General features: G+C 47.0%; 23 protein-coding genes, 1 rRNA gene and 1 riboswitch. Of the genes, 21 read left to right on the top strand and 3 right to left on the bottom strand.

What is annotated here, in order from left to right; genetic code table 11:
- Window positions 1-45: 45 nt before the first annotated feature.
- The 3 genes from SSCH_RS21265 (at window position 46) to lgt (ending at window position 2155) form a co-directional block, all read left to right on the top strand.
- Window positions 46-174, top strand: a complete 129-nt coding sequence (locus SSCH_RS21265) for a hypothetical protein (protein WP_269746220.1) — start codon at window positions 46-48, stop codon at window positions 172-174.
- Window positions 175-203: 29 nt separating this feature from the next.
- A complete protein-coding gene (tsaD, locus tag SSCH_RS15180; protein WP_044666209.1) occupies window positions 204-1229 on the top strand; it encodes a tRNA (adenosine(37)-N6)-threonylcarbamoyltransferase complex transferase subunit TsaD in 1026 nt (341 codons plus the stop codon).
- A 173-nt stretch (window positions 1230-1402) separates the two neighbouring features.
- Window positions 1403-2155 carry a prolipoprotein diacylglyceryl transferase gene (gene lgt / locus SSCH_RS15175; protein ID WP_052835727.1) on the top strand — a complete coding sequence of 251 codons (753 nt, stop codon included), beginning with the start codon at window positions 1403-1405 and terminating at the stop codon, window positions 2153-2155.
- A gap of 120 nt (window positions 2156-2275) precedes the next feature.
- On the opposite strand, the gene SSCH_RS15170 is transcribed toward lgt, so the two are convergent.
- On the bottom strand, window positions 2276-3412 hold the full coding sequence (locus SSCH_RS15170) for a LysM peptidoglycan-binding domain-containing protein (protein WP_052835726.1): 1137 nt from the start codon (window positions 3410-3412) through the stop codon (window positions 2276-2278).
- Between the two features lie 2 nt (window positions 3413-3414).
- A riboswitch (cyclic di-AMP (ydaO/yuaA leader) is annotated at window positions 3415-3598 on the bottom strand.
- 349 nt (window positions 3599-3947) lie between these two features.
- Here SSCH_RS15170 and nuoE point away from each other — a divergent pair.
- The 5 genes from nuoE to SSCH_RS15140 all read left to right on the top strand — a co-directional run bounded on the left by nuoE (window position 3948) and on the right by SSCH_RS15140 (window position 8199).
- Entirely contained in the window at window positions 3948-4439 is a 492-nt protein-coding gene (gene nuoE / locus SSCH_RS15160; RefSeq protein ID WP_044666208.1) for an NADH-quinone oxidoreductase subunit NuoE, read from the top strand.
- A 98-nt stretch (window positions 4440-4537) separates the two neighbouring features.
- On the top strand, window positions 4538-4909 hold the full coding sequence (locus SSCH_RS15155) for a (2Fe-2S) ferredoxin domain-containing protein (protein WP_198142536.1): 372 nt from the start codon (window positions 4538-4540) through the stop codon (window positions 4907-4909).
- A 31-nt stretch (window positions 4910-4940) separates the two neighbouring features.
- The gene (nuoF, locus tag SSCH_RS15150; protein WP_044666207.1) at window positions 4941-6734 is read left to right on the top strand and encodes an NADH-quinone oxidoreductase subunit NuoF; all 1794 of its coding nucleotides are present in this window, start codon (window positions 4941-4943) and stop codon (window positions 6732-6734) included.
- A 52-nt stretch (window positions 6735-6786) separates the two neighbouring features.
- Complete coding sequence (locus tag SSCH_RS21260) at window positions 6787-7167, top strand: 2Fe-2S iron-sulfur cluster-binding protein (protein WP_084711240.1); 381 nt, start codon at window positions 6787-6789, stop codon at window positions 7165-7167.
- A 468-nt stretch (window positions 7168-7635) separates the two neighbouring features.
- Complete coding sequence (locus tag SSCH_RS15140) at window positions 7636-8199, top strand: hypothetical protein (RefSeq protein ID WP_156972348.1); 564 nt, start codon at window positions 7636-7638, stop codon at window positions 8197-8199.
- On the opposite strand, the gene SSCH_RS18505 is transcribed toward SSCH_RS15140, so the two are convergent.
- A complete protein-coding gene (locus SSCH_RS18505; protein ID WP_232294528.1) occupies window positions 8174-8347 on the bottom strand; it encodes a helix-turn-helix domain-containing protein in 174 nt (57 codons plus the stop codon). The genes SSCH_RS15140 and SSCH_RS18505 overlap by 26 nt on opposite strands.
- 308 nt (window positions 8348-8655) lie before the next feature.
- Here SSCH_RS18505 and SSCH_RS15135 point away from each other — a divergent pair, with 308 nt between their 5' ends.
- Both SSCH_RS15135 and SSCH_RS15130 read left to right on the top strand, forming a co-directional pair.
- Window positions 8656-8958, top strand: coding sequence for a nucleotidyltransferase family protein (locus SSCH_RS15135; RefSeq protein WP_044666204.1), 303 nt, complete (start codon window positions 8656-8658; stop codon window positions 8956-8958).
- Window positions 8942-9280 carry a HepT-like ribonuclease domain-containing protein gene (locus SSCH_RS15130; protein ID WP_044666203.1) on the top strand — a complete coding sequence of 113 codons (339 nt, stop codon included), beginning with the start codon at window positions 8942-8944 and terminating at the stop codon, window positions 9278-9280. Before SSCH_RS15135 ends, SSCH_RS15130 begins: the two co-directional genes overlap by 17 nt.
- A gap of 15 nt (window positions 9281-9295) precedes the next feature.
- Here the strand turns inward: SSCH_RS15130 and SSCH_RS15125 are convergent, their stop codons facing one another.
- Window positions 9296-9613, bottom strand: coding sequence for a DUF6363 domain-containing protein (locus SSCH_RS15125; protein WP_052835725.1), 318 nt, complete (start codon window positions 9611-9613; stop codon window positions 9296-9298).
- A 159-nt stretch (window positions 9614-9772) separates the two neighbouring features.
- On the opposite strand from SSCH_RS15125, the gene SSCH_RS15120 reads away from it, so the two are divergent.
- The 11 genes from SSCH_RS15120 to SSCH_RS15075 form a co-directional block, all read left to right on the top strand.
- Window positions 9773-10255, top strand: coding sequence for a flavin reductase family protein (locus SSCH_RS15120; RefSeq protein ID WP_232294527.1), 483 nt, complete (start codon window positions 9773-9775; stop codon window positions 10253-10255).
- 14 nt (window positions 10256-10269) lie between these two features.
- Window positions 10270-10671 (top strand): preQ(1) synthase, encoded by a 402-nt coding sequence (gene queF, locus SSCH_RS15115; protein WP_044666202.1) that lies wholly within the window; start codon window positions 10270-10272, stop codon window positions 10669-10671.
- Window positions 10672-10729: 58 nt separating this feature from the next.
- Entirely contained in the window at window positions 10730-11344 is a 615-nt protein-coding gene (locus SSCH_RS15110) for a tRNA (adenine(22)-N(1))-methyltransferase (RefSeq protein WP_052835724.1), read from the top strand.
- A 111-nt stretch (window positions 11345-11455) separates the two neighbouring features.
- The gene (locus SSCH_RS15105; RefSeq protein ID WP_198142533.1) at window positions 11456-12226 is read left to right on the top strand and encodes a Nif3-like dinuclear metal center hexameric protein; all 771 of its coding nucleotides are present in this window, start codon (window positions 11456-11458) and stop codon (window positions 12224-12226) included.
- A 13-nt stretch (window positions 12227-12239) separates the two neighbouring features.
- Window positions 12240-12575, top strand: a complete 336-nt coding sequence (locus SSCH_RS19640; protein WP_232294526.1) for a Nif3-like dinuclear metal center hexameric protein — start codon at window positions 12240-12242, stop codon at window positions 12573-12575.
- Between the two features lie 111 nt (window positions 12576-12686).
- Window positions 12687-14018: an FMN-binding glutamate synthase family protein gene (locus SSCH_RS15100; protein ID WP_044666201.1), complete on the top strand. Its 1332-nt coding sequence runs from the start codon at window positions 12687-12689 to the stop codon at window positions 14016-14018.
- Between the two features lie 475 nt (window positions 14019-14493).
- Window positions 14494-15993, top strand: coding sequence for a phytoene desaturase family protein (locus tag SSCH_RS15095; protein ID WP_044666200.1), 1500 nt, complete (start codon window positions 14494-14496; stop codon window positions 15991-15993).
- 223 nt (window positions 15994-16216) lie between these two features.
- Complete coding sequence (locus SSCH_RS15090; protein WP_044666199.1) at window positions 16217-17365, top strand: iron-containing alcohol dehydrogenase family protein; 1149 nt, start codon at window positions 16217-16219, stop codon at window positions 17363-17365.
- 267 nt (window positions 17366-17632) lie between these two features.
- Window positions 17633-18868, top strand: coding sequence for a tyrosine--tRNA ligase (tyrS, locus tag SSCH_RS15085; protein ID WP_084711238.1), 1236 nt, complete (start codon window positions 17633-17635; stop codon window positions 18866-18868).
- Window positions 18869-18917: 49 nt separating this feature from the next.
- Window positions 18918-19604, top strand: coding sequence for a sporulation protein YunB (gene yunB / locus SSCH_RS15080; protein WP_232294525.1), 687 nt, complete (start codon window positions 18918-18920; stop codon window positions 19602-19604).
- 502 nt (window positions 19605-20106) lie between these two features.
- Window positions 20107-20342 (top strand): 16S ribosomal RNA (locus tag SSCH_RS15075); the annotation flags it as partial.

Genomic DNA, 20342 nt, shown 5'->3' with positions numbered 1-20342 from the left:
GCGCATAATATCAGGGAAATCTTCGTCTTTAAGGAGGTGACCCTGGTGCGTGACAGCAAAAACCTAAAAGTGGAGCAGGGGAAAAGAAAGGTTAAACGGGTGGTTGATGATTGGTCTGAAGATGCCGGCAAAAATCCGGATGACTTAGAGATCTATGATCAAGAAGATACATAGTTTTTATATTCCAGAGGGAGTTAGGAGAAATGCCAGTTACTTGGATACTGGGTATCGAGACAAGTTGTGATGAGACATCTGCATCTGTTGTCAGGGATGGTAGATTTGTTGTCTCCAATGTTGTCGCTTCTCAAATTGCCATTCACCGGCAGTATGGGGGGGTAGTTCCGGAGGTTGCCTCCAGACAGCACCTGGAGAAAATTACTTATGTTGTGGAAAAAGCCTTAAATGATGCTGGCCTTGGTTTTAATGACTTAGACGGTATTGCCGTTACAGTGGGGCCGGGTTTGATCGGTGCTCTTCTCGTAGGGGTTGCCGCAGCCAAGGCCTATTCTTATGCACTGAGAATTCCTCTCATACCTGTACACCATTTAGAAGCACATCTTTACGCTAATTTTCTTGCCCACAAAGAACTAGCACCTCCTTTAATTTGCCTGGTTGTTTCCGGTGGCCATACAAGCCTGATCCTCCTAAAAAATCACCTGGAGTATGAAATTCTGGGTGCAACCAGGGATGATGCTGCTGGGGAGGCCTTTGATAAAATTGCTCGTGTTCTCGGGCTTCCTTATCCCGGTGGACCTGCTCTGGAGGAGCTTGCCAGAGAGGGGGACCCACAGGCGGTACACTTCCCCAGGGCCTGGTTAGGAAAAGATAGCCTGGAGTTCAGCTTCAGTGGCTTGAAAACCGCTGTCCTCAATTATTTGAAAAATAATTGTGAAGAAGGTAAGGAGTCTTTTCTACCCGATGTGGCAGCAAGTTTTCAAGCGGCAGTTATTGAGGTGCTGGTAGAGAAGACGATCATGGCTGCAAAAAAGAGCGGAGTGCCTGATGTCTGCCTTGCGGGGGGGGTTGCAGCTAACTCCACACTGCGTGAACTCTTTAAACAGAAGGCAGGCCAGGAGGGCCTCAGGTTCTATTTCCCCGACAAGATATTATGTACAGATAATGCTGCGATGGTGGCCTGTGCGGGTTATTATCACTATCTGGCCGGAGATTTTGCTCCCCTCACCCAGGAAGCCTGTGCCAATCACCCGTTAATTGTTGCAAAATTATAGCAGTGTTTTAGTCCTATATAGTTGACATAATGTAATAAGCCCCTGTTAGTTTTGGGGATAACCTGGGAGGAAATGAGATCTATATCACCTTTCGCTGTAAAAGCTGGGGATAACCTTGTGGATATGTGGATTGTTTTTTGAAATGTCAAATATTTTAGTCTGGAGCGGTGTGTATGAAACCTGTTTTATTTCAGTTTGGGAACCTGCGTATTTTCAGTTATGGATTATTTATGGCCTTGGGGATTCTAGCTGCAACCATTTGGATGGTACAGCAGGTCAAAAAGGAGGGGAAGTCACCGGAATTTGTATTTGACAGTGTACTCATCGGAGTGCTCTCCGGTATTATTGGGGCGCGTTTGTTTTTCGTATTTCTCTATGACCCCGGTTATTATCTGTCAAATCCCTTGCAGATACTCAATCTTCAGCAGGGTGGACTTGCATTTTACGGAGGGTTTGTTTTCGGCCTTGCCACAATCCTCATCTACCTGTACCGTGCACACATACCGGTGTTATCCTTTTTAGATCTTGCTGCTCCGGCAACAGCTCTGGGTTATGCCATCGCACGCTTCGGGTGTTTCATGAATGGATGTTGTTACGGAAAACCGACAACAGTGGCGTGGGGGGTTGTTTTTCCGGTTATTGATGGATTGAAGCGCCATCCAACACAACTGTACTCCGTGATTGCTGGTTTTTTGATTTTTATTCTTTTAGTTTGGATAACAAGGCGGGGGGTTTGTTTTCGGGGGCAGGCTTTTTGCCTTTTTCTGATTTTTTATGGGATATCCAGGTCAGTGATCGAGCTTTTCCGTGAAAACACCCAGCTTTCAGGTGGTGCTATTGAGGCTTCATTGGCTGCCTTGGGGTTGGCTGTTGTAGGTGGGCTGCTTTATTATTATTTATTCACGCGCAAGAGAGCGCAGACGTAGCCTTTATCCCACCCTATTAAGGGTTGCTTTTCCGTCGGGTGTTTTCCGTCGGATGATCGTATAAAAAGAACCCCCCTGTGAGCAGACCTGCTCACAGGGGGGTTCTCTCTTGTCTCCAGATTACCTATAGAAGACGTGGTTTCCAATCCGACGGACATAGGTGAGCGTTCTAAAGAAGTCTGTGCTTTGTGCTGTATCCGGATTGCAGAAGTAGACCGCTCCATCCACCGGATCCCAACCGTCAAGGGCAGCATCTGCTGCACGTATGGCGGAGGACACAGGGGGAAGATTAATAGTGCCGTTTTGTACAGGTTCGAACTGCCAAGGTTCGTAGATAACATCCCAGAGATTATTGGGGAACCGGTAGTCAGTGATCCTGTTGAGGATTACTGCCCCTACGGCCACCTGCCCTTCAAAGATCTCACCCGCCGCTTCAGCGCTGATAATCTGGGCAAGCAGGTATCTTTCTTCGGCTGAATAGCTACCACGTCCACCACGTGAAGGAGTGGTCGAACTGTTGCCTGGCACCTGCAGCACCTGCCCTGGGTAGATCACTGTGCTGGACAGGTTGTTCTGCGACATGATCGCATCCACTGTTGTGCAGTAAGCTCTCGAAATCAGGTAGAGTGTGTCTCCTGGTTGGACTGTGTACTGCTGTGTTGAACCGGTAGATGGTGGACTCTTCGATGGGGCTTGTCCACTACCTGGCACCTGCAGCACCTGCCCTGGATAGATCACTGTGCTGGACAGGTTGTTCTGCGACATGATCGCATCCACTGTTGTGCAGTAAGCCCTCGAAATCAGGTAGAGTGTATCTCCTGGTTGAACTGTGTACTGCTGTGTAGCACCGGTAGGAGCTGTACTGCTCGGTGGAGCTTGTCCACTTCCTGGTATCAGCAGCACCTGCCCTGGGTAGATCACCGTGCTGGACAGATTGTTCTGCGACATGATTGCATCCACTGTTGTACCGTAAGCCTTCGAGATCAAGTAGAGTGTGTCTCCTGGTTGGACTGTGTACTGCTGTGCTGAACCGGGAGTTTGTCCACTGTCCGGCAACTGCAGTACATCGCCCGGGTAGATCATTGTGGAGTTGAGGTTGTTCAGAGATGTGAGAGTGTCGACTGTTGTGCCGTTGTTTACTGCGATTTTGTAGAGGGTATCGCCGGGTTTAACTGTGTAGCTTGCTGCATAGCAATTTCCTGAAAATGCCAGGATCCCAACTAACAATCCCACAATGACCAGGTAAAACTTGCGCATGCTCTTCCTCCTTTCGCTGCCTCCGGGGTAAGCTGAAGGGTTCGGTCGAAAGGTTCGCCCTACGCTTCCGGTTCTCCCCCAAGTCCGAAAAGCGATTCACCCCTGTACACTTATAAATTAGTGCACTGATTGGTTCCCCCGTACCGCAATGATGGGACTAAAGTGCGGATTCGGCAGAATCTTTATTTTTAGGCAATTATGGCATTGATGTGTTGTCAGATCAAGCGGTAAGATCAACCAACAATACAAATGTCTGCTATAGGGTTGTTATTAAAAAGAGCTGTCTGACGAAATATCTCAAGGTTTTTTTCATCATTACAGGAGGTTTTTTCGGTTTGCTGTCGAATAGAACTTTAGAGATATCATATACAAATTATCTTCCTTAATAAAATGTTCTCGAATTGATACTTCCATCAACTATCGTTCTCTATTCCCAGTATTTCCAGTGCCAGTTATCAGGGTAATTCTCTGTTGTTGGGGCAAGGTGCCCTGACAACAGGTTATTTCATGTAATAAAAGAAGGGAGGGGGATTGGATGCCTGAAGCTGGCTGTGCACAACCCGCCGAAGATGTCCAGAAGGAGAAGGAATTACAAGATCTTTTTGCAAAATGGAGTGGCGTAAAAGGGTCTTTGATTCCAATACTGCAGGGGGCGCAGGAAATTTACGGATATCTGCCTAAAGAGGTGCTCCTGCAGATCGCGCGTGAGCTGAAGTTGCCGCCAAGCCGTGTTTTTGGTGTGGTTACTTTCTACGCGCAGTTCCATTTGGAGCCTCGCGGGCGCAATATTGTTAGAGTTTGTCTAGGTACAGCCTGCCACGTCCGTGGAGCCTCGAGGATTTTTGAGAGGATGCAGGATGAAGTTGGTGTTGGTGATGGTGAAACAACCGAAGATTTGCGTTTCACTTTAGAAACTGTCGCCTGCCTGGGATGTTGCGGCTTATCTCCTGTCGTCATGATCAATGATGACACTCATGGCCGCCTCGAACCGGATAAATTAAGAAGCATAGTAAATCAATATGAGTAAATTAACCCTTTAGAAAGAAGGGAGGTGAATTCACCAGGTTCTGCCGCGCTTTTAAAGCAGGGCAGCGGCCATGTGCCGGATGAGGCCCGGTGGAAGATATGAAAATGACCAATAGAGAAGCATTAAAGAAATACCGTGAGGAAGCCCAAAAGCAAATTTCGGCTCGCACCGCAGAGGAGACCAGGGTCATAGTCGGGATGGGAACCTGTGGTATTGCTGCCGGAGCACGGGATGTTATGAAAGCCATTCTCGAAGAGGTTAACAATCGCAATCTACAGATCGATGTTTCTCAAACTGGCTGTATTGGGATGTGTGAACAGGAGCCTTTAGTAGATGTCCAGCGTCCCGGTGAACAACGTGTTACCTACGGTAAGGTTAAGCCATCTGACGCAGCAAGGATCATTGTGGGCCATGTTATGCACGGCAATATTGTTGAAGACATTGTAATTGCACGCTTCGAGGAAGTATGAGTAAGATCCGTATGGAAGGAGGGGATTGAGGTTGCAGTTAGTCAGAGCCCATGTTCTGGTTTGCGGGGGCAAAAATTGTTCGGCTTCAGGTTCAAAGCAAGTAATGGAAGCCTTCGCTGAGGAATTGAAAAAAAATAAACTTGATCAAGAAATAAAACTTGGTGAAACTGATTGTCACGGTTTCTGTGAAATGGGTCCTCTTGTCATTGTTTACCCTGAGGGAACTTTTTATATCAGGGTAAAAGCGGAAGATGTTCCTGAAATTGTTGAAGAGCACCTGGTTAAAGGCAGGATTGTCGACCGCCTGCTGTATAAGGCACCTGTTACAGAGGACGAAATTCCGACATATAAGGAGCTCGATTTTTATAGAAAGCAGTATCGTGTTGCTTTAAGAAACTGTGGTTCTATTGACCCGGAGAAGATTCAGGAATATATCGCCAGAGACGGTTATGCATCTTTAGAAAAGGCTGTTTATGATTTAACTCCTGAGCAGGTGATTGAAGAGGTTAAGACTTCCGGGCTGCGCGGTCGTGGTGGTGGGGGCTTCTCTACCGGTTTGAAGTGGGAATTTTGCCGTCGTTCACCCGGTGACCTGAAATACCTGATCTGTAATGCTGACGAAGGTGACCCGGGTGCATTTATGGACCGCAGTATCCTGGAGGGAGATCCGCACAGTTTGATCGAGGGGATGGCCATCGCTGCCTATGCTATTGGGTGCAGTGAGGGGTATATCTACTGTCGAGCTGAGTACCCACTGGCCATCAAACGTTTGAAAATAGCTATTGCTCAGGCAGAGGAACTTGGTTTACTGGGAGAAAACATCCTGGGAACTGATTTTTCCTTTAAGCTGCATATTAAAGAAGGTGCCGGTGCTTTTGTCTGTGGCGAGGAAACAGCTCTGATGGCTTCCATCGAGGGGAAACGAGGGATGCCACGGGTAAGACCGCCTTTCCCGGCTCAAAAAGGGCTTTGGGATAAACCTTCCAATATCAATAACGTAGAAACTTATGCTAATGTGTCGGTGATCATCGGTAAAGGCGCTGACTGGTTTGGCGGTATGGGCACCGAGAAGAGCAAAGGCACAAAAGTTTTTGCATTGACCGGAAAGGTGAACAACACAGGTCTTGTTGAAGTACCGATGGGAATTCCCATCCGAGAGATTATTTTTGAAATCGGTGGGGGTATCGTAGGGGGCAAAGAATATAAGGGTGTGCAGATCGGTGGGCCATCCGGAGGATGTATCCCCGCCAGTCTCATGGATACATCGGTTGACTATGAGTCATTGATCCAGGCTGGGGCGATGATGGGATCCGGCGGTCTGGTTGTCATGGATGAGACAACATGTATGGTGGATCTGGCCAGATTCTTCTTGAATTTTACCCAGTCTGAATCCTGTGGTAAGTGCACTCCCTGCCGCGAAGGGACAAAAAGAATGCTGGAGATCCTCACCAGGATTTGCGATGGAGAGGGTGTACCGGAAGATATTGAGACCCTGGAACGGTTAGGAAGAGTGATCAAAGCAACCGCGCTTTGTGGTTTAGGGAACACCGCCCCGAACCCGGTGCTTTCTACTCTTCGGTATTTCCGTGATGAGTATGAGGCACATATTTTTGATAAACGGTGTCCGGCGCATGCTTGCTCAGCACTGCTGGTCTACTCAATAGATGAAGAGAAGTGCAGCGGCTGTGGGCGTTGTGCAAGGGCATGTCCGGCGGGAGCAATTACCGGGGAAAAGAAAGAGCCGCATAAGATTGACACCGAAAAGTGCATCAAGTGTGGCAGCTGTATTGAACAGTGCAAGAAGGGTGCAATTTTGCGCCTCTAGCTATCATTTAAAAAGAACTTTGGGGAAAAGGAGTGCAAGATAACCGGCTCTCATCACCGTCACCATTGACGGATTGACGGAACAGGTCCCGGAAGGCACATCGGTGTTGGACACCGCCCGTTCCATTGGGATTTATATCCCCACCTTGTGCCACAACCCGGGCCTGATACCTGTTGGAGCCTGCAGTCTTTGTGTTGCAGTACCACCCGGTGTTGTAAACACCGGTCAAGATGTTGATGAACCAAAACTGATGCTAACGCCAAAATTTCAAAGTGGATCAGAGGGACGGTTTTCTGATCCACTTTTGTATCTATCGGGGCCAGGCTTGTTTTATTGCTTTAAAAAAGTTGGGAGCAATGGATGTTCTGTTTGCCGTCAGTTCTTTGTTGATGCCAGGCTATTTTTTTTCCGACCTCTGACTTCCGGCCTCTGACATCCACATCCGCCAGGCTTGCTTTATTGCTTTAAGGCAATAAGAATCCATTTTTTCTCCGAACTCTTATCCTCGGCTTATAACATTTATACCTGCTTTCCACATCTATTATCGGCAGGTTTGCATTATTGCTTCTAGATGCCGGATTGTTTTTTTCCTACCTCCTACCTCCTACCTCCTACCTCCTACCTCCTACCTCTTGCCTCTGGCTTTTGATATCTATTTTTAGGGCATGGGCAGTTTGAAGACTTCAGGCCTTTGACTTCCGGACCTCCGAAATCTATCTTCAGAGACGACAAAAGTAAATTACTCAATTACTCAAGCCTGACCCCGGTATAGAAAAAAATACCGGACATAATAGCATTCACAAATTATTAAGATTAAGGTAACGTAGCAGTAAGGTAAGTACACGTGCATTGGGGACTGTCCCCGTTGCACGAAAGTAACGCTGAAAAGGAGAGGATAGAGGTGCGGAGGAGAAGGAAGACTTCGTTGGTTTTGGTTGTTGTCGGGGTGCTGGTGGTTTTAGTGTATGCTGTAGCGGCAAGATCGGGGGGTATTGCTGCGGTATCCACATCTAAAGTTAAATATAATAATTACAGCTATCAGGATGTATCCCTCAAGGTTTCACTTCCTGAAACTACTCATGTCACTGAAGATTATTACAGCAGCGGGGAGATGCTCCTCAACTCTTACCTCTGTGATGACAAGCTTAATTATCACGGCTACATTCAGATCTGGAACATAGAAGACCCAGAGGAGTTTATTGAAAAGAGCAAACTAAACAGCACCTTCCGATTTACATCTTTTGAACATAAGAAGTTCACCCATGATTCCTACAGCGGCTTTGTTGCTACCTGGACAGCACAATTGCAGGACAGCGGAGATATCGCAGGCAAAGATTATCTTTTACAGAAAAAAGGGAAAGATGATCAGTTCCTGAGAATCTCTCTGACAGTCAATGAAGCTGTATTTCCGGAGAAACTGGCCAAGGTAGAAGAAACCATCATCTCATCTCTGGAATGGAAGTAATTCCCTCATCCTTCATCCTGCACATCTCCCGGGAGAGGGATGGACGGAATACATTAAGAAAATCCGCAAGTTTATTTCTCTTGAGGGTCAGCATAAACATGGGTTGGCCTGCTTTTTTGTACTGCTCAAGCAGGTAAGTGCTGATCACAAAAATACAAGAGCCAAAGTTGAAGGGAGTTATTATTGATGAAAAGAAAGATCGTTCATATTGACTATATGTAACAATTTATCGTTTTTTTTTTGCCCTGTGGATGCTCATAATTATCAGGCTTTCCTCCTGATGGTTCTTTATTATGTATCGGTATCCGGTTTTCCTATGATTTCTTTGTTATTGTACTGGTGGATGTGTTTAAGCTGTTAATATATCTGCCGGTAACTTTTATTTATTGGACAAATATGGTAGTATATAAACAAATGAAAACCTGGCTTGGTTAAAAATTATAGGGGGAATTTGCAATGCTTGATGCCGAAATTATTCTATCCAGATTGGAAATAAATATGAACCAGATAAAAAGCTATGGGGTCGAAAAGATTGGGTTATTTGGTTCTTTTGCTCTGAATGAACAATCTAAAAAGAGTGATATTGATTTACTGGTAGTATTTATGCCTGGTAAAAAGACTTTTGACAATTATATGGGATTAAAGTTCTTTCTAGAAGATTTGTTGGAAAAACCTATAGATTTAGTGATAGCAGAGGCGGTAAAACCGGCTTTAAAAGATCATATAGAAGGGAGCGTTATTTTTGCACAGGGAGTATAGTGTCTACATTCAGGATATTTATAATGCTATAAGTAAAATTGAACGATATACCGAAAAGATGACTGAAAATGATTTCCGTAATCACCAAATGGCTCAAGACGCGGTAGTTCGCAACTTGGAAATTATTGGCGAGGCAGTAAAAAAGATTCCTGTAGAAATAAGAGAACTAAAACCAGCTGTCAAATGGCGAAAGATCGCCGGGTTAAGGGATATTCTTATTCATGAATATTTTGGTATAGATCTTGAAATAGTATGGGGTATCGTCCACAAAGAAATTCCTGAACTAAAACATAATATCAGCGAACTACTTGAGCTCTTATAAAAAACTGCTAATAATTTATCCCTCGTTGATGCTTTTGATTCTATCATAAGCCATATTGGCGTCCTCAAAACCTTGGTTATAAAGGGCTGTGAGTTTTTCTGCATTCTTCTCAAAGCGGTCAACTTCAAGTTTTCTCGACGGTCTAATCACTACAGTTTGCCCTTTCTGTTCTGATTCATCGATATAATCCAAAGTTTCATTATAAATCATATACCTGTTGAGCATGGCTTTAATAAGACCGGGGTATTCCCGGTATTTTTTTTCTAACAATAGACGCAGCGGATGACTTACAGGCTCCTTTTGATAACCGCGGTTGCGGGTTAAAACAATCACAGTCTTTTGACAGCCATCGGCAATAGCCTGGCGAACCGGGATGGGGTCTGTGATCCCTCCGTCTAAAAGGTGGTATCCCTTAAATTGTGGTTTATATATACTTGATCTTATCTGTTCATGTATTAAAATGGAATGGAAAGCTTTTTAGGAGGGTGTTATTTGACTAGAGATCAGATGCGCCAGGCCTTACATCTTTTACCTATGCCGGTAGCATTGATTGGTGCCAGGGATGGAGACAAGCATAATATCACCACTGTTGCCTGGATCAACCAGGCATCATGGACACCCCTGCAAGTGATGGTTTCCATTGCTCCTCAGCGTTATATTCATGATATGATTGTCAAATCAAGTGAGTTTATGGTGACGATTATGGGGGAGGGTGAAGAAGCAACGGTCTATTTCTGTGGCACAAGATCCGGCCGTGATCTAGACAAGATTAAGGAACTGGATCTGGCAACAGATCCAGGTGAAGTTATCGCGGTACCCAGGCTCAAAGGTGCTTTGGCAAACCTTGAATGTAAGCTTGTACAGAGTTTGGTTTCCGGCGATCATACCATTTTTATTGGGGAAGTCGTTGCTGCTGACTATTGTAAGGATAGCAGGCCACTTGTTTTATGCCAGGGTGAATTAACTACTTTATAAAGGGGAAACAGTAAATGAACCAAGAAAAAGAGAAGGATTTAATGCGTTGGGATATGGATACATATGAAGCAATTGCAACAGAGGTGCTGGAAGCTATACCTTTCGAATACCCGGGCAGTGACACAGAAGTGGCTTATGTTTACCCGGAGTTCACCTCTGTATGTCCCTGGACAGGGCTGCCCGATTTCGGGGAACTGACGATCAGTTACATTCCCCGTGAGAAGCTTGTAGAACTCAAGTCTTTGAAGTATTACCTCAATTCCTTTCGAAATGTGGGGATTTTGCAGGAACATGTGGTGAGCCGGGTGAAGGAAGACCTGGTCCAGCTTTTGAACCCTGTTTCTCTTACTGTGAAAGCGGATTTCCGGCCGCGTGGAGGTATTGGCACACAGGTTCAAGCAGATTTTCGCTCCTAACTCTTTTGCCAGGAAACACTGATGCAAATGTTTTATCTCCTCCGGATTCATAAAGGGGATGATCAAATCGAAGCTGTCTGAAAGGCTAACCAAGATTGCCGGTTTTGTACCGCGGGGACATGTTGTGGCCGATATCGGGACAGATCATGCACTGCTGTCTATTTATTTGGTACTTGAGGGCATATCATCCCAGGTGATTGCCTCTGATCTCTCTACTGGCCCACTCAGCTCTGCAAGAGCCAATGTTTATCTTTATAAATTAGAAAAAAGCATAGAGATAAGGCAGGGGAACGGTCTGGAGTCAATCAACCCCGGAGAAGCGGATGTGGTCATTATCGCTGGAATGGGGGGCGTAAAAATAATAGAGATCTTAGAAGGATCACATGCTGTGCCGGATGGTGTGGTTCGGATAATTTTACAGCCCCAAGGTGGAGCAGGTATGGTGCGGAGATGGTTGTTTGATCATCACTGGCAAATCGTTGATGAGGAACTGGTACTGGAACATGATAATTATTATGAAATAATTGTTTCTGAACCCTCACCTGGTCCTAAAGTGAACGATATTGATAAAAAGCTAAGCAGAAGGGAAATGGAATTGCTGGAAATAGGGCCGTGTCTCCTAGAAAAAAAAAACACCCCCTCCCTGATACCATTTTCTTCAGGAGAAAATTAAACTTGCGAAAAATATAATTGATATCACTGCGCCATGCCAAAACTCCTGCTGCCAGAAAGATGCGCCAGGAATGGCGGCGTAAGATTTTGTTGTTCAGGAGGGTTATAGATAATGTCAGTTAAATGTCAAAAGATATTTGAATGGATTGAAGAATGGGCTGATCCCGATCTGGCAGCAGATTGGGACCGAATAGGGCTCCTGGTGGGTTCACCCTCAGATGAGGTACAAAAGGTGCTGGTAACACTTGATGTCACTGGGGATGTGATCAGAGAAGCAGTCAATGAAAACGCCCGGTTGATTGTTGCTCACCACCCCCTTTACCGTGACCCCCTTCCTTACTTGAGATCAGATCTCTATCCTGCATCCCATGTCTACCGGTTGATTCAGGAGGGAATCGCCTTATATGCTGCCCACACCAATTTGGATGCCGCTCCTGGGGGGATCAATGACATCCTCGCTGACCGGTTGGGGCTTGTGGATCTAGATCTGCTGCTTCCCACAGGAGAAGAGGACCTGTACAAGGTTGTCGTTTTTGTTCCCGTGGGTTATGAGGACAAGGTGCGAGAGGCCATGTGCTCACAGGGAGCGGGGTGGATAGGTAAATACTCAGACTGCACCTTTCAATTGAAGGGAACCGGGACCTTCCGTCCCCTTGAAGGCACAAGTCATTTTATCGGGGAGACCGGGCAATTGGAGAAGGCTTCTGAATTTAGGATTGAAACCATCGTCCCCCAGAAAAAGCTGAACAGAGTCTTGGAAGGGATGATATCTGCTCATCCCTATGAAGAGGTGGCTTATGACATCTATCCCCTGAAAAATAAGGGGGAAAAAGTGGGGTTGGGCAGGGTAGGGGAAACTTCCAGAACCGCTGACACTTGCTGATTTTGCGCGGAAGGTGAAAGACTGCCTGGAGTTGGAAGTGGTGAAGGTCACAGGGGATCCGGATAGGAGGGTCTCAAAAGTTGCCCTGTGTGGTGGGAGTGCCATGATGTTCCTTGAGCATGCTATAAAGTCTGGTGCTGATGTTTATATGACCGGTGATGTCCGGCACCATGGGGCGTTGGATGCCCTGGACCAGGGGATTGCCGTGGTCGATGCAGGACACTACGGGACAGAGCAGGTGGTTATTCCTGTGCTGGCCGATTATATTAAGGAAAAAGCAAAAGAAGCTGGGGAGGAACTTACAGTAGTGGTTTCACGGGTGAAAACTGACCCCTTTAAGTACATATAAGATAAGTGGTATTTACCGTGATTATAAATAATTAAATAATTCTTTGTAATCTTGGACACTATTGGAGATAAGGAGGCAACCACTAATGATTTAATTCAAGGAGGTACCTGAATGCTGAACTGGATGTTGTCAAAAATGGCTGATCCGTTAATGGATGACGCCATGGAAAAGATGCTCACAGCAAAGTATGCAGATAATCCCTTTGTCGCTATGACCGCTGCAGAAAAGCTTACACCAAGGGCGATCGTTGAGGCCGGAATGAGAGCCGAGACCGGGAAGGAACTGGAAAGGCCCTTGGGCAGTCCAATCAATCTCGATCCCTGGGAAAAGGTTTTGCTCAACCCGAAACAGTTATTTCAACTGCCATCCGAAGATTCCAACCAGATCAACACACAGACTGTTATTGGTCCCAGGGCTGGCAAACCGCTCAATTTGGATATCCCTATTTTAATAACCGGCATGTCGTACGGTGCTTCAGTAAGCCTTCCCTTTAAAGTTGCCCTGGCCAAGGGGGCAACTCAGGCAGGCACAGCAACCAACACCGGTGAATCTGCAGTTACAGATGAGGAACGAAAAACTGCAAAACATCTCATCGGGCAGTACAACCGCGGCGGGTGGCTGAATACCCCGGAGCAGCTCAAACTGGTGGATGCCATTGAAGTTCAATTCGGGCAGGCGGCCTGGGGTGGTGGAATCACCGAGACCATCAAGACCGAGAAGATTGGTCCGGAATTGAAGAAACTTTGGAATTTGGAAAAGGGCCAGGATGCCGTTATTCATTCCAGGATGCCTGGGACAGCTTCACCGGAAGATATCATCAATCTGATCAATGGGCTAAAATCAGAGTATGATGTCCCTGTTGGTGTAAAAATTGCGGGTTCCGACTATATTGAATATGAATTGGGAGTGATCTCCAAAACCGGTGCTGATTTTATTGTGATCGATGGATTTGGTGGGGGTACAGCAGGTGCGCCTCCGACACTGGAAGATAATCTGGGGCTTCCTCTGCTTTACTGCCTTCCTCGGGCGATTCAGTGGCTTGAGTACAATAACCTGCGCGACCGCTTCACTGTCATTGCTTCCGGCAGGATGAAAACCCCCGGTCATTTTTTGAAGGCTTTGGCACTTGGCGCAGATGCAGTTTATATCGGGTCGATAGCTATTACCGCTGCACTGCAAACACAAGTGATCAAACCCCTACCCCAAACAACTCCACCTCAGCTGATTCTCTATGACGGCACTTTAAAGGATGAGCTGGATGTGGACCGGGCGGCACAGTGTCTTGCCAATTTTCTTCAGTCCTGTATTGCAGAAATGCGGTTGGCAGTACAGGCGTTGGGCAAGACTGCTCTGAAAGAAATAAATCGCGATGATTTGGTGAGTGTTGACCGGGAACTGTCTGAGTCCTTAAGAATCAGATATGCCGGAACACCGCGCCAATAAAAAGAACAGGCGACAGGCGCGTGCGGGGGGGACGGTTCCCGGGATGCGGGGGGGACGGTTCCCGGTGCATTTCTGCGTGTAAGGGGGGTGACAGGGAGACGGTTCTATTGTCACCCCTCTTCCGCTGCATTCGCAACATTACATAACTGGCTTCTGTCTTTATCATCTGCCGGTGCCGCCCGGGCTGTCTGGACTGACGCATGAGTCATAAACACATCTTTCACATTTACAGTGTGCATCCAACCACGTGACTGTGGCTGTCTCCGTCACCTCACCTCTGATTCCCTTCCACCGTTATCTCGTTGAAAAAAAAGAGATCATGAGAATGTTTCCGTGATCTTCAACTGCAGGGCAGCATGGGGTCTATCTGAGCACCAATTTGTGATATATAATAGATTAGAACTGTGGGTCTTTGGATGGGAAATAATCGGCCTGCAGTTCTAATTGGTTATTGATAGGGGAAGGGGGCCGGATTGTGTCGAAAAAATCCGTGTTGATCATCGGTGCGGGGTTGGCTGGATTGGCTGCCGGTTGTTACTGCCAGATGAACAACTATCACACCAGGATCTTTGAATTGCATAACAAGCCTGGTGGAGTAGCGACAGCCTGGAAAAGAAAAGACTACATCATAGATGGCGGTATACACTTTATCATGGATCATAAACCAGGCCAGCCAACTTACGAGCTTTATCGTGAATTGGGCGCAGCTCAGAAAAATCCGTTTGTAGATCTGAATGTCTACGGTCGTTTTTATGATCAACCCACCGGAAAGATAATAGATATCAGTGGTGATTTAGACCGTGTTGATGCTGATTTAAAAGCACTGTTTCCGGAAGACGCCCGGGAAATAGCATCCCTGCTGGCAGGTGCCCGAGCCATGCAGAGGGATGGCATGGATGGCATGGATTATGCCAGACCGCCTGAGCTGAGCGACCGCTGGGAGGGGTTAAGGCAGTTATGGGGTATGCGCAAGCTGTTCAGGTATTTTACCGGAAAATACGCTAAATCTGCTGCGAAATATGCCCAGGATTTGCACCATCCAACTTTAGGGCAGGTAATTCAGTATCTGTTTATGCCGGAGGTGCCTGTCTGGTTTGTCATGATGATCCTGGGAATGTGTGCAGAAGGGCGTCTGGGGCTGCTCGAGAGCGGTTCACTGGATTTTGCCATGTCTATTGAGCAGCGCTATCAGGATTTAGGTGGGCAGGTGATTTATAATGCTGCAGTTGAGGAGATCCTTGTTGAAGAAAACCGAGCTGTCGGTGTGCGCCTGGCAGATGGCAGAGAATACCGCGCCGATATAATTGTTTCTGCTGCTGATGGCTACAGCACTATCTTTAAGCTGCTGGGTGGGCGTTACCTGAACGATAAAATCAAGAAACGCTATACTGAATGGAAATTGTGCAGTCCATCTATTATGGTCAGTTTCGGGGTTGCCCGTGAGTTTCCCGAAACACCACCATTTAACACCATTTTTTTAGACCGTTCCCTGGCTGTAGGTGGCCACAATGTAGACAGGGTTTTTCTCCGAATCTTTAATTACAGTTCTAAATCTGCTTCGCCTGGGAAAACTGTGGTTCAGGTAGAGTTTGAAACAGAATGGGACTATTGGCATAACTTGCGAAAAGAAGACCACTTGCTTTATAAAACAGAAAAGGAACGGATCGCCGGGGAAGTATTGAATGTACTGGAAAAGTTATACCCCGGCATCTCTTCACAGGTGGAAGTGACCGATGTGGCTACACCGTATACCACCTGGCGCTATACCCGGAATCATCAGGGGGCATCTATGGCCTGGTTGTACACACCGGAATTAATGACTACTGTGATGGAGAGGACACTGCCAGGGTTAAAGAACTTCTATATGGCCGGACAGTGGGTTGTTGGTGCCAGTGTGCCAGGCTGTCTATACTCTGGGCGACATATAACCGAAATTCTCTGCCGGCGTGAGGGAAAGCAGTTTCAAAAATGCTGATCAGTCGGAAGGTGTCTGTCACTGTTTACCGGAAAGCCGGCGCCTGTCACCGTTTGTCTTGGTCCATCCAAACTAACTGCATGTCGAAAGCCAGTGCCTGTTACCCCGGGGTAAGCCGATGCCTGTCACCGTTAGCCCATTAATCGCCGCTAAACAAAAAACTGGTGTCAGGCGTTGTTATCGTTGGCAACATTTACCGTTAACTTATTGTGAGGTGTGTTGATTGCTTTTTGATTTTTTGGTGCCGCAGCGGATCATCTTTGGGCCTGGCTGTGCTGGACGGCTGGGCGAGGAAGCGAGGATTTTCGGGAAAAAGCTGCTGTTATGCATGGGAAAAGGATCACTTCAGACAAGTGGGATGATCGAGCGGGTGATTGCCCCCCTGGAGTCCACAGACCGGGAGATTGTATACTGTGGAGGAATTGCTCCGGAACCCACCCTGGAAAGTGTTGAGGAAAGCTTAAAAATAGCCCGTGAATATGAGGTAGATCTGGTTGTTGGGGTGGGTGGAGGAAGTGTTCTGGATGTGGCCAAAGCCACTGCCGGGCTGTATTACGGTGATGGTACGGTCAAGGAGTATTTTGAAGGAAAAGAGCTCAAGTTGCCTGGTCTTCCCTGGATAGCAGTGCCCACAACCTCAGGTAGCGGAGCAGAGGTGACGAAAAACGCCGTCTTGAGTGATCCTGATAGCGGAAGGAAACAGAGCATCAGGTGGGATTCTTGGCTGGCGAGCACAGCCGTGGTTGATCCTGTTTTGACAATGACCATGCCGCGCCATATTACTGCCCAATCCGGGATGGATGCCCTGACCCATGCCCTGGAAGCATATACTTCACGTTGGTCGTATCCGTTGACCGATGGTTTGGCTCTGGAGGCGGTGATTCTCATCTGCCGTAACCTCTATTCAGCATATAACAAAGGCAGTGACAAGGAAGCACGCCAGCAGGTAGCACTGGGGAGTTTGATGGCCGGTATTGCATTAAATAATGCGCGGGTAGGTGCTGTACATGCCCTCGCCCACCCGGTTGGGATGCGCTATCATCTTGCACACGGGTTGGTTTGTGCTGTTCTGCTCCCTCAAATCATGGAGTTCAACCTGACCGCTGTCGCTGAAAAGTATGCGCGGGTGGCCAAAGAACTGCACCTTGCGAACAAAGATGCCAGTTCCTTGGATGCTGCTGAACGGCTGGTGCATTTTGTGCGGATGCTGCAGAAACGACTGCAGATACCTGCAAAGCTGGGAGATGTAGGGCTGCAAGAGGAAGATATTCCGGGTCTTGCAGAATCAGCTCTTCCCTCCGGCTCTCTAGCAGCAAACCCGAGGACTGCTGTTTATTCCGACCTGGTTAATATTCTGGAGGCTAATCTTTAATTTCGGGGCCAGGCTTGCTTTATTGCTTTAAAGTGGTAAGTTTCCGTCTTTTTTCCCACCTCCGACTTCTGGCTTCCGACATCTATTTTGCCAGGCTTGCTTTTTTACTTTGCGTGCACCGGGGACAGTCCCCCTTGCACGCGTAATGGATCAAGAGAACCGTCCCTCCGATTCTCCGATCCCCGATTCTCCTATCCACTTGTAAGTAAAGGAGAAGAATGATATTTTAGACTGAAGATAATCAAGTCAGATGGGGAGGATTTAGAATTGTCACAATTGGTCAAAGACATTGACAAACAGTTGGAGATCATCAAACGGGGCATCGCTGAAATCATTCCAGAAGATGAACTGGTAAAAAAGCTTGAGCGGTCGATCAAAGAGGACAGGCCGCTTAAGGTTAAACTGGGTATGGATCCCACCGCTCCCGATATTCACCTGGGACATACGGTTGTTCTTCATAAGATGCGCCAACTCCAGGAGTTGGGACATGATGTGGTCCTTATTTTAGGAGATTTTACGGGACGCATCGGTGATCCATCAGGGCGGTCAGAAACACGCAGACAGCTGACAGATGAAGAAATCCAGAGAAATGTTGCCACATATAAGGATCAGGTTGGCAAAATTCTTGATCTGAAACGAGCGCGGCTTGTTTACAACAGCACCTGGCTGGGAGCGCTTTCTTTCTCTGATGTGATCACTCTAGCTGCGAAGTATACAGTTGCCAGAATGCTGGAACGGGATGACTTTGAACGCCGGTATCAAGAAGGCATACCGATTGGGATTCATGAATTCCTCTACCCTCTGATGCAGGGCTATGATTCTGTAGTGTTAAAAGCAGATATAGAGCTGGGTGGTACTGACCAGAAGTTCAATCTGATGGTGGGGCGTGATCTGCAGCGTGAGTTTGACCAGGAACCCCAGGTGGCGATTACGATGCCTATCCTGGAGGGGCTTGACGGTGTCCAGAAAATGAGCAAGAGTCTGGGCAACTACATCGGCATTTCAGAACCCCCCAAGGAAATCTACGGTAAGACTATGTCGATCACCGATGAACTTATTGTAAGATATTATCAGCTTGTTACACCCGTTTCCAATGAAGAAGTCAAGAAGATTCAAGATGCTTTAACCAGTGGATCTCTTCACCCGCGGGATGCCAAAATGAACCTGGCTCGCGAGCTTGTTACTATGTTTTATGGGAATGAAGCCGCACTCGATGCCGAAAAGGAGTTTGTTGCTGTTTTCCAAAAGGGCAAACTACCAGATGATCTTCCTGAGGTCCGACTTTCCACAGAGGAAATTTCCCCTGACGGTACCATCTGGCTTCCAAAACTGCTGGCTGAAGCCGGTCTGAGTAAGAGCACCTCAGCAGGCAAGCGTTTCGTTGCCCAGGGTGCAGTTAGGATCGATGGTGAAAAAGTAACTGATCCTGAATGCCGTGTTGTGGTGTACAGCGGAATGATCATTCAGGTTGGCAAGAGAAAGTTTGCACGCATAATAATTTAAATAAAGGGATGAGCACCCTTTCCAGGACGTAATCATATAATATAAGGTATTGCTTCTGGAGGGGGTGGCGGCACTGTTTCGGCGGGTACACTTTTTCTACTGCCGCCGGGTACCAAGACTGAGCATGGCATTAGTTGCTCTGGGAATAGCAGCATTAGTTTTTCTATTTATGCTGTTTATTGTTGAGCGTAATCTAAAACCTACCATCAAGGAGATAGGGGAGGCCAAAGCTCGCCAGATTGCAACAGAAGCTGTAAATAACGCGGTAAAATACAAGATAGCTGATTCTGTTAATTACCATGACCTGGTTGTTGTCCAAAAAGACTCACAGGGGCGGGTTGTTTTGATGCAGCCTAATATTGTTCGCATCAACCAACTGGCCTCAGATACCACGTTATCGATTAATGATGCCTTAAAGGATCTAGCAAATGAGAAGTTTTCGATTCCCTTGGGACAGGTGCTGGGGAGCCAACTGCTGGCTAACTATGGGCCTCATATTAAGGTTTCAATTCACCCTATCGGTACGGTGCAGACAACTGTTACAGATCAATTTGAGGAGGCAGGGATTAACCAAACACGCCACCGTCTCTACCTGAACATTCAAAGTCAGGTGAAAGTGGTAGTGCCGCTGATTACATCACAGGTCAAGGTCAGCACCCAGGTTCCGGTGACTGATACAATAATTGTTGGGCAGGTACCTGACACGTATGTAAGATTGCATCCCAAGGGGTTTTAGAATTGATTTATTTTGTATTTATTATTGCATTAAAGGAAGGTATAGTGGTATATTATTAATGCAAGATCGGCTAGCACTTCCAAAGGTGAAAAAAGCCGAAAAAAAGTTCTTGACACACCAAAAGGTGCGTGCTAATATAGACAACGCTGTCCCTGCAGACAGCAAGGGTGACGTCAGGTGACTGTTACCGTGTTTGCGAAAGAGAGCTGCAAGTGAGGAGCACCAACAGACAGATACTCGCACAAGCGGCGAAAAAAAAACTCGATAAAAGTTATTGACACGCCCAAACGAGCGTGCTAAGATAGACGTCCGTCAGGTGACTGTCACCGAGGTAGAAGGATAAACAGTACTCTCACGAGTACCGCAAAAAAAACTCGAAAAATGTTCTTGACACACACAGAAGTGCGTGCTAAGATAGAAAACGTTGCCGCCGGTAGAATCCGGTGACAGCGGCAGGTCTTTGAAAACTGAACAGTCGTGTGAGGTCAGCGTTTAAAAGAACTTAACGGAGAGTTTGATCCTGGCTCAGGACGAACGCTGGCGGCGTGCTTAACACATGCAAGTCGAACGGAGGATGCGGGGAAGCTTGCTTTCCTGCAAACTTAGTGGCGGACGGGTGAGTAACGCGTGGATAACCTGCCTGTAAGACTGGGATAACACTGGGAAACCGGTGCTAATACCGGATATACTGTAGAGTAGGCATCTACTTTACAGGAAAAGATTAACCTCTGCTTACAG

This window comes from Syntrophaceticus schinkii (assembly GCF_000946815.1).
GTDB lineage: Bacteria > Bacillota > DSM-12270 > Thermacetogeniales > Thermacetogeniaceae > Syntrophaceticus > Syntrophaceticus schinkii.
Note: the sequence above shows the minus strand (reverse complement) of the source record. Positions and strands in the feature narration are given on the sequence as shown.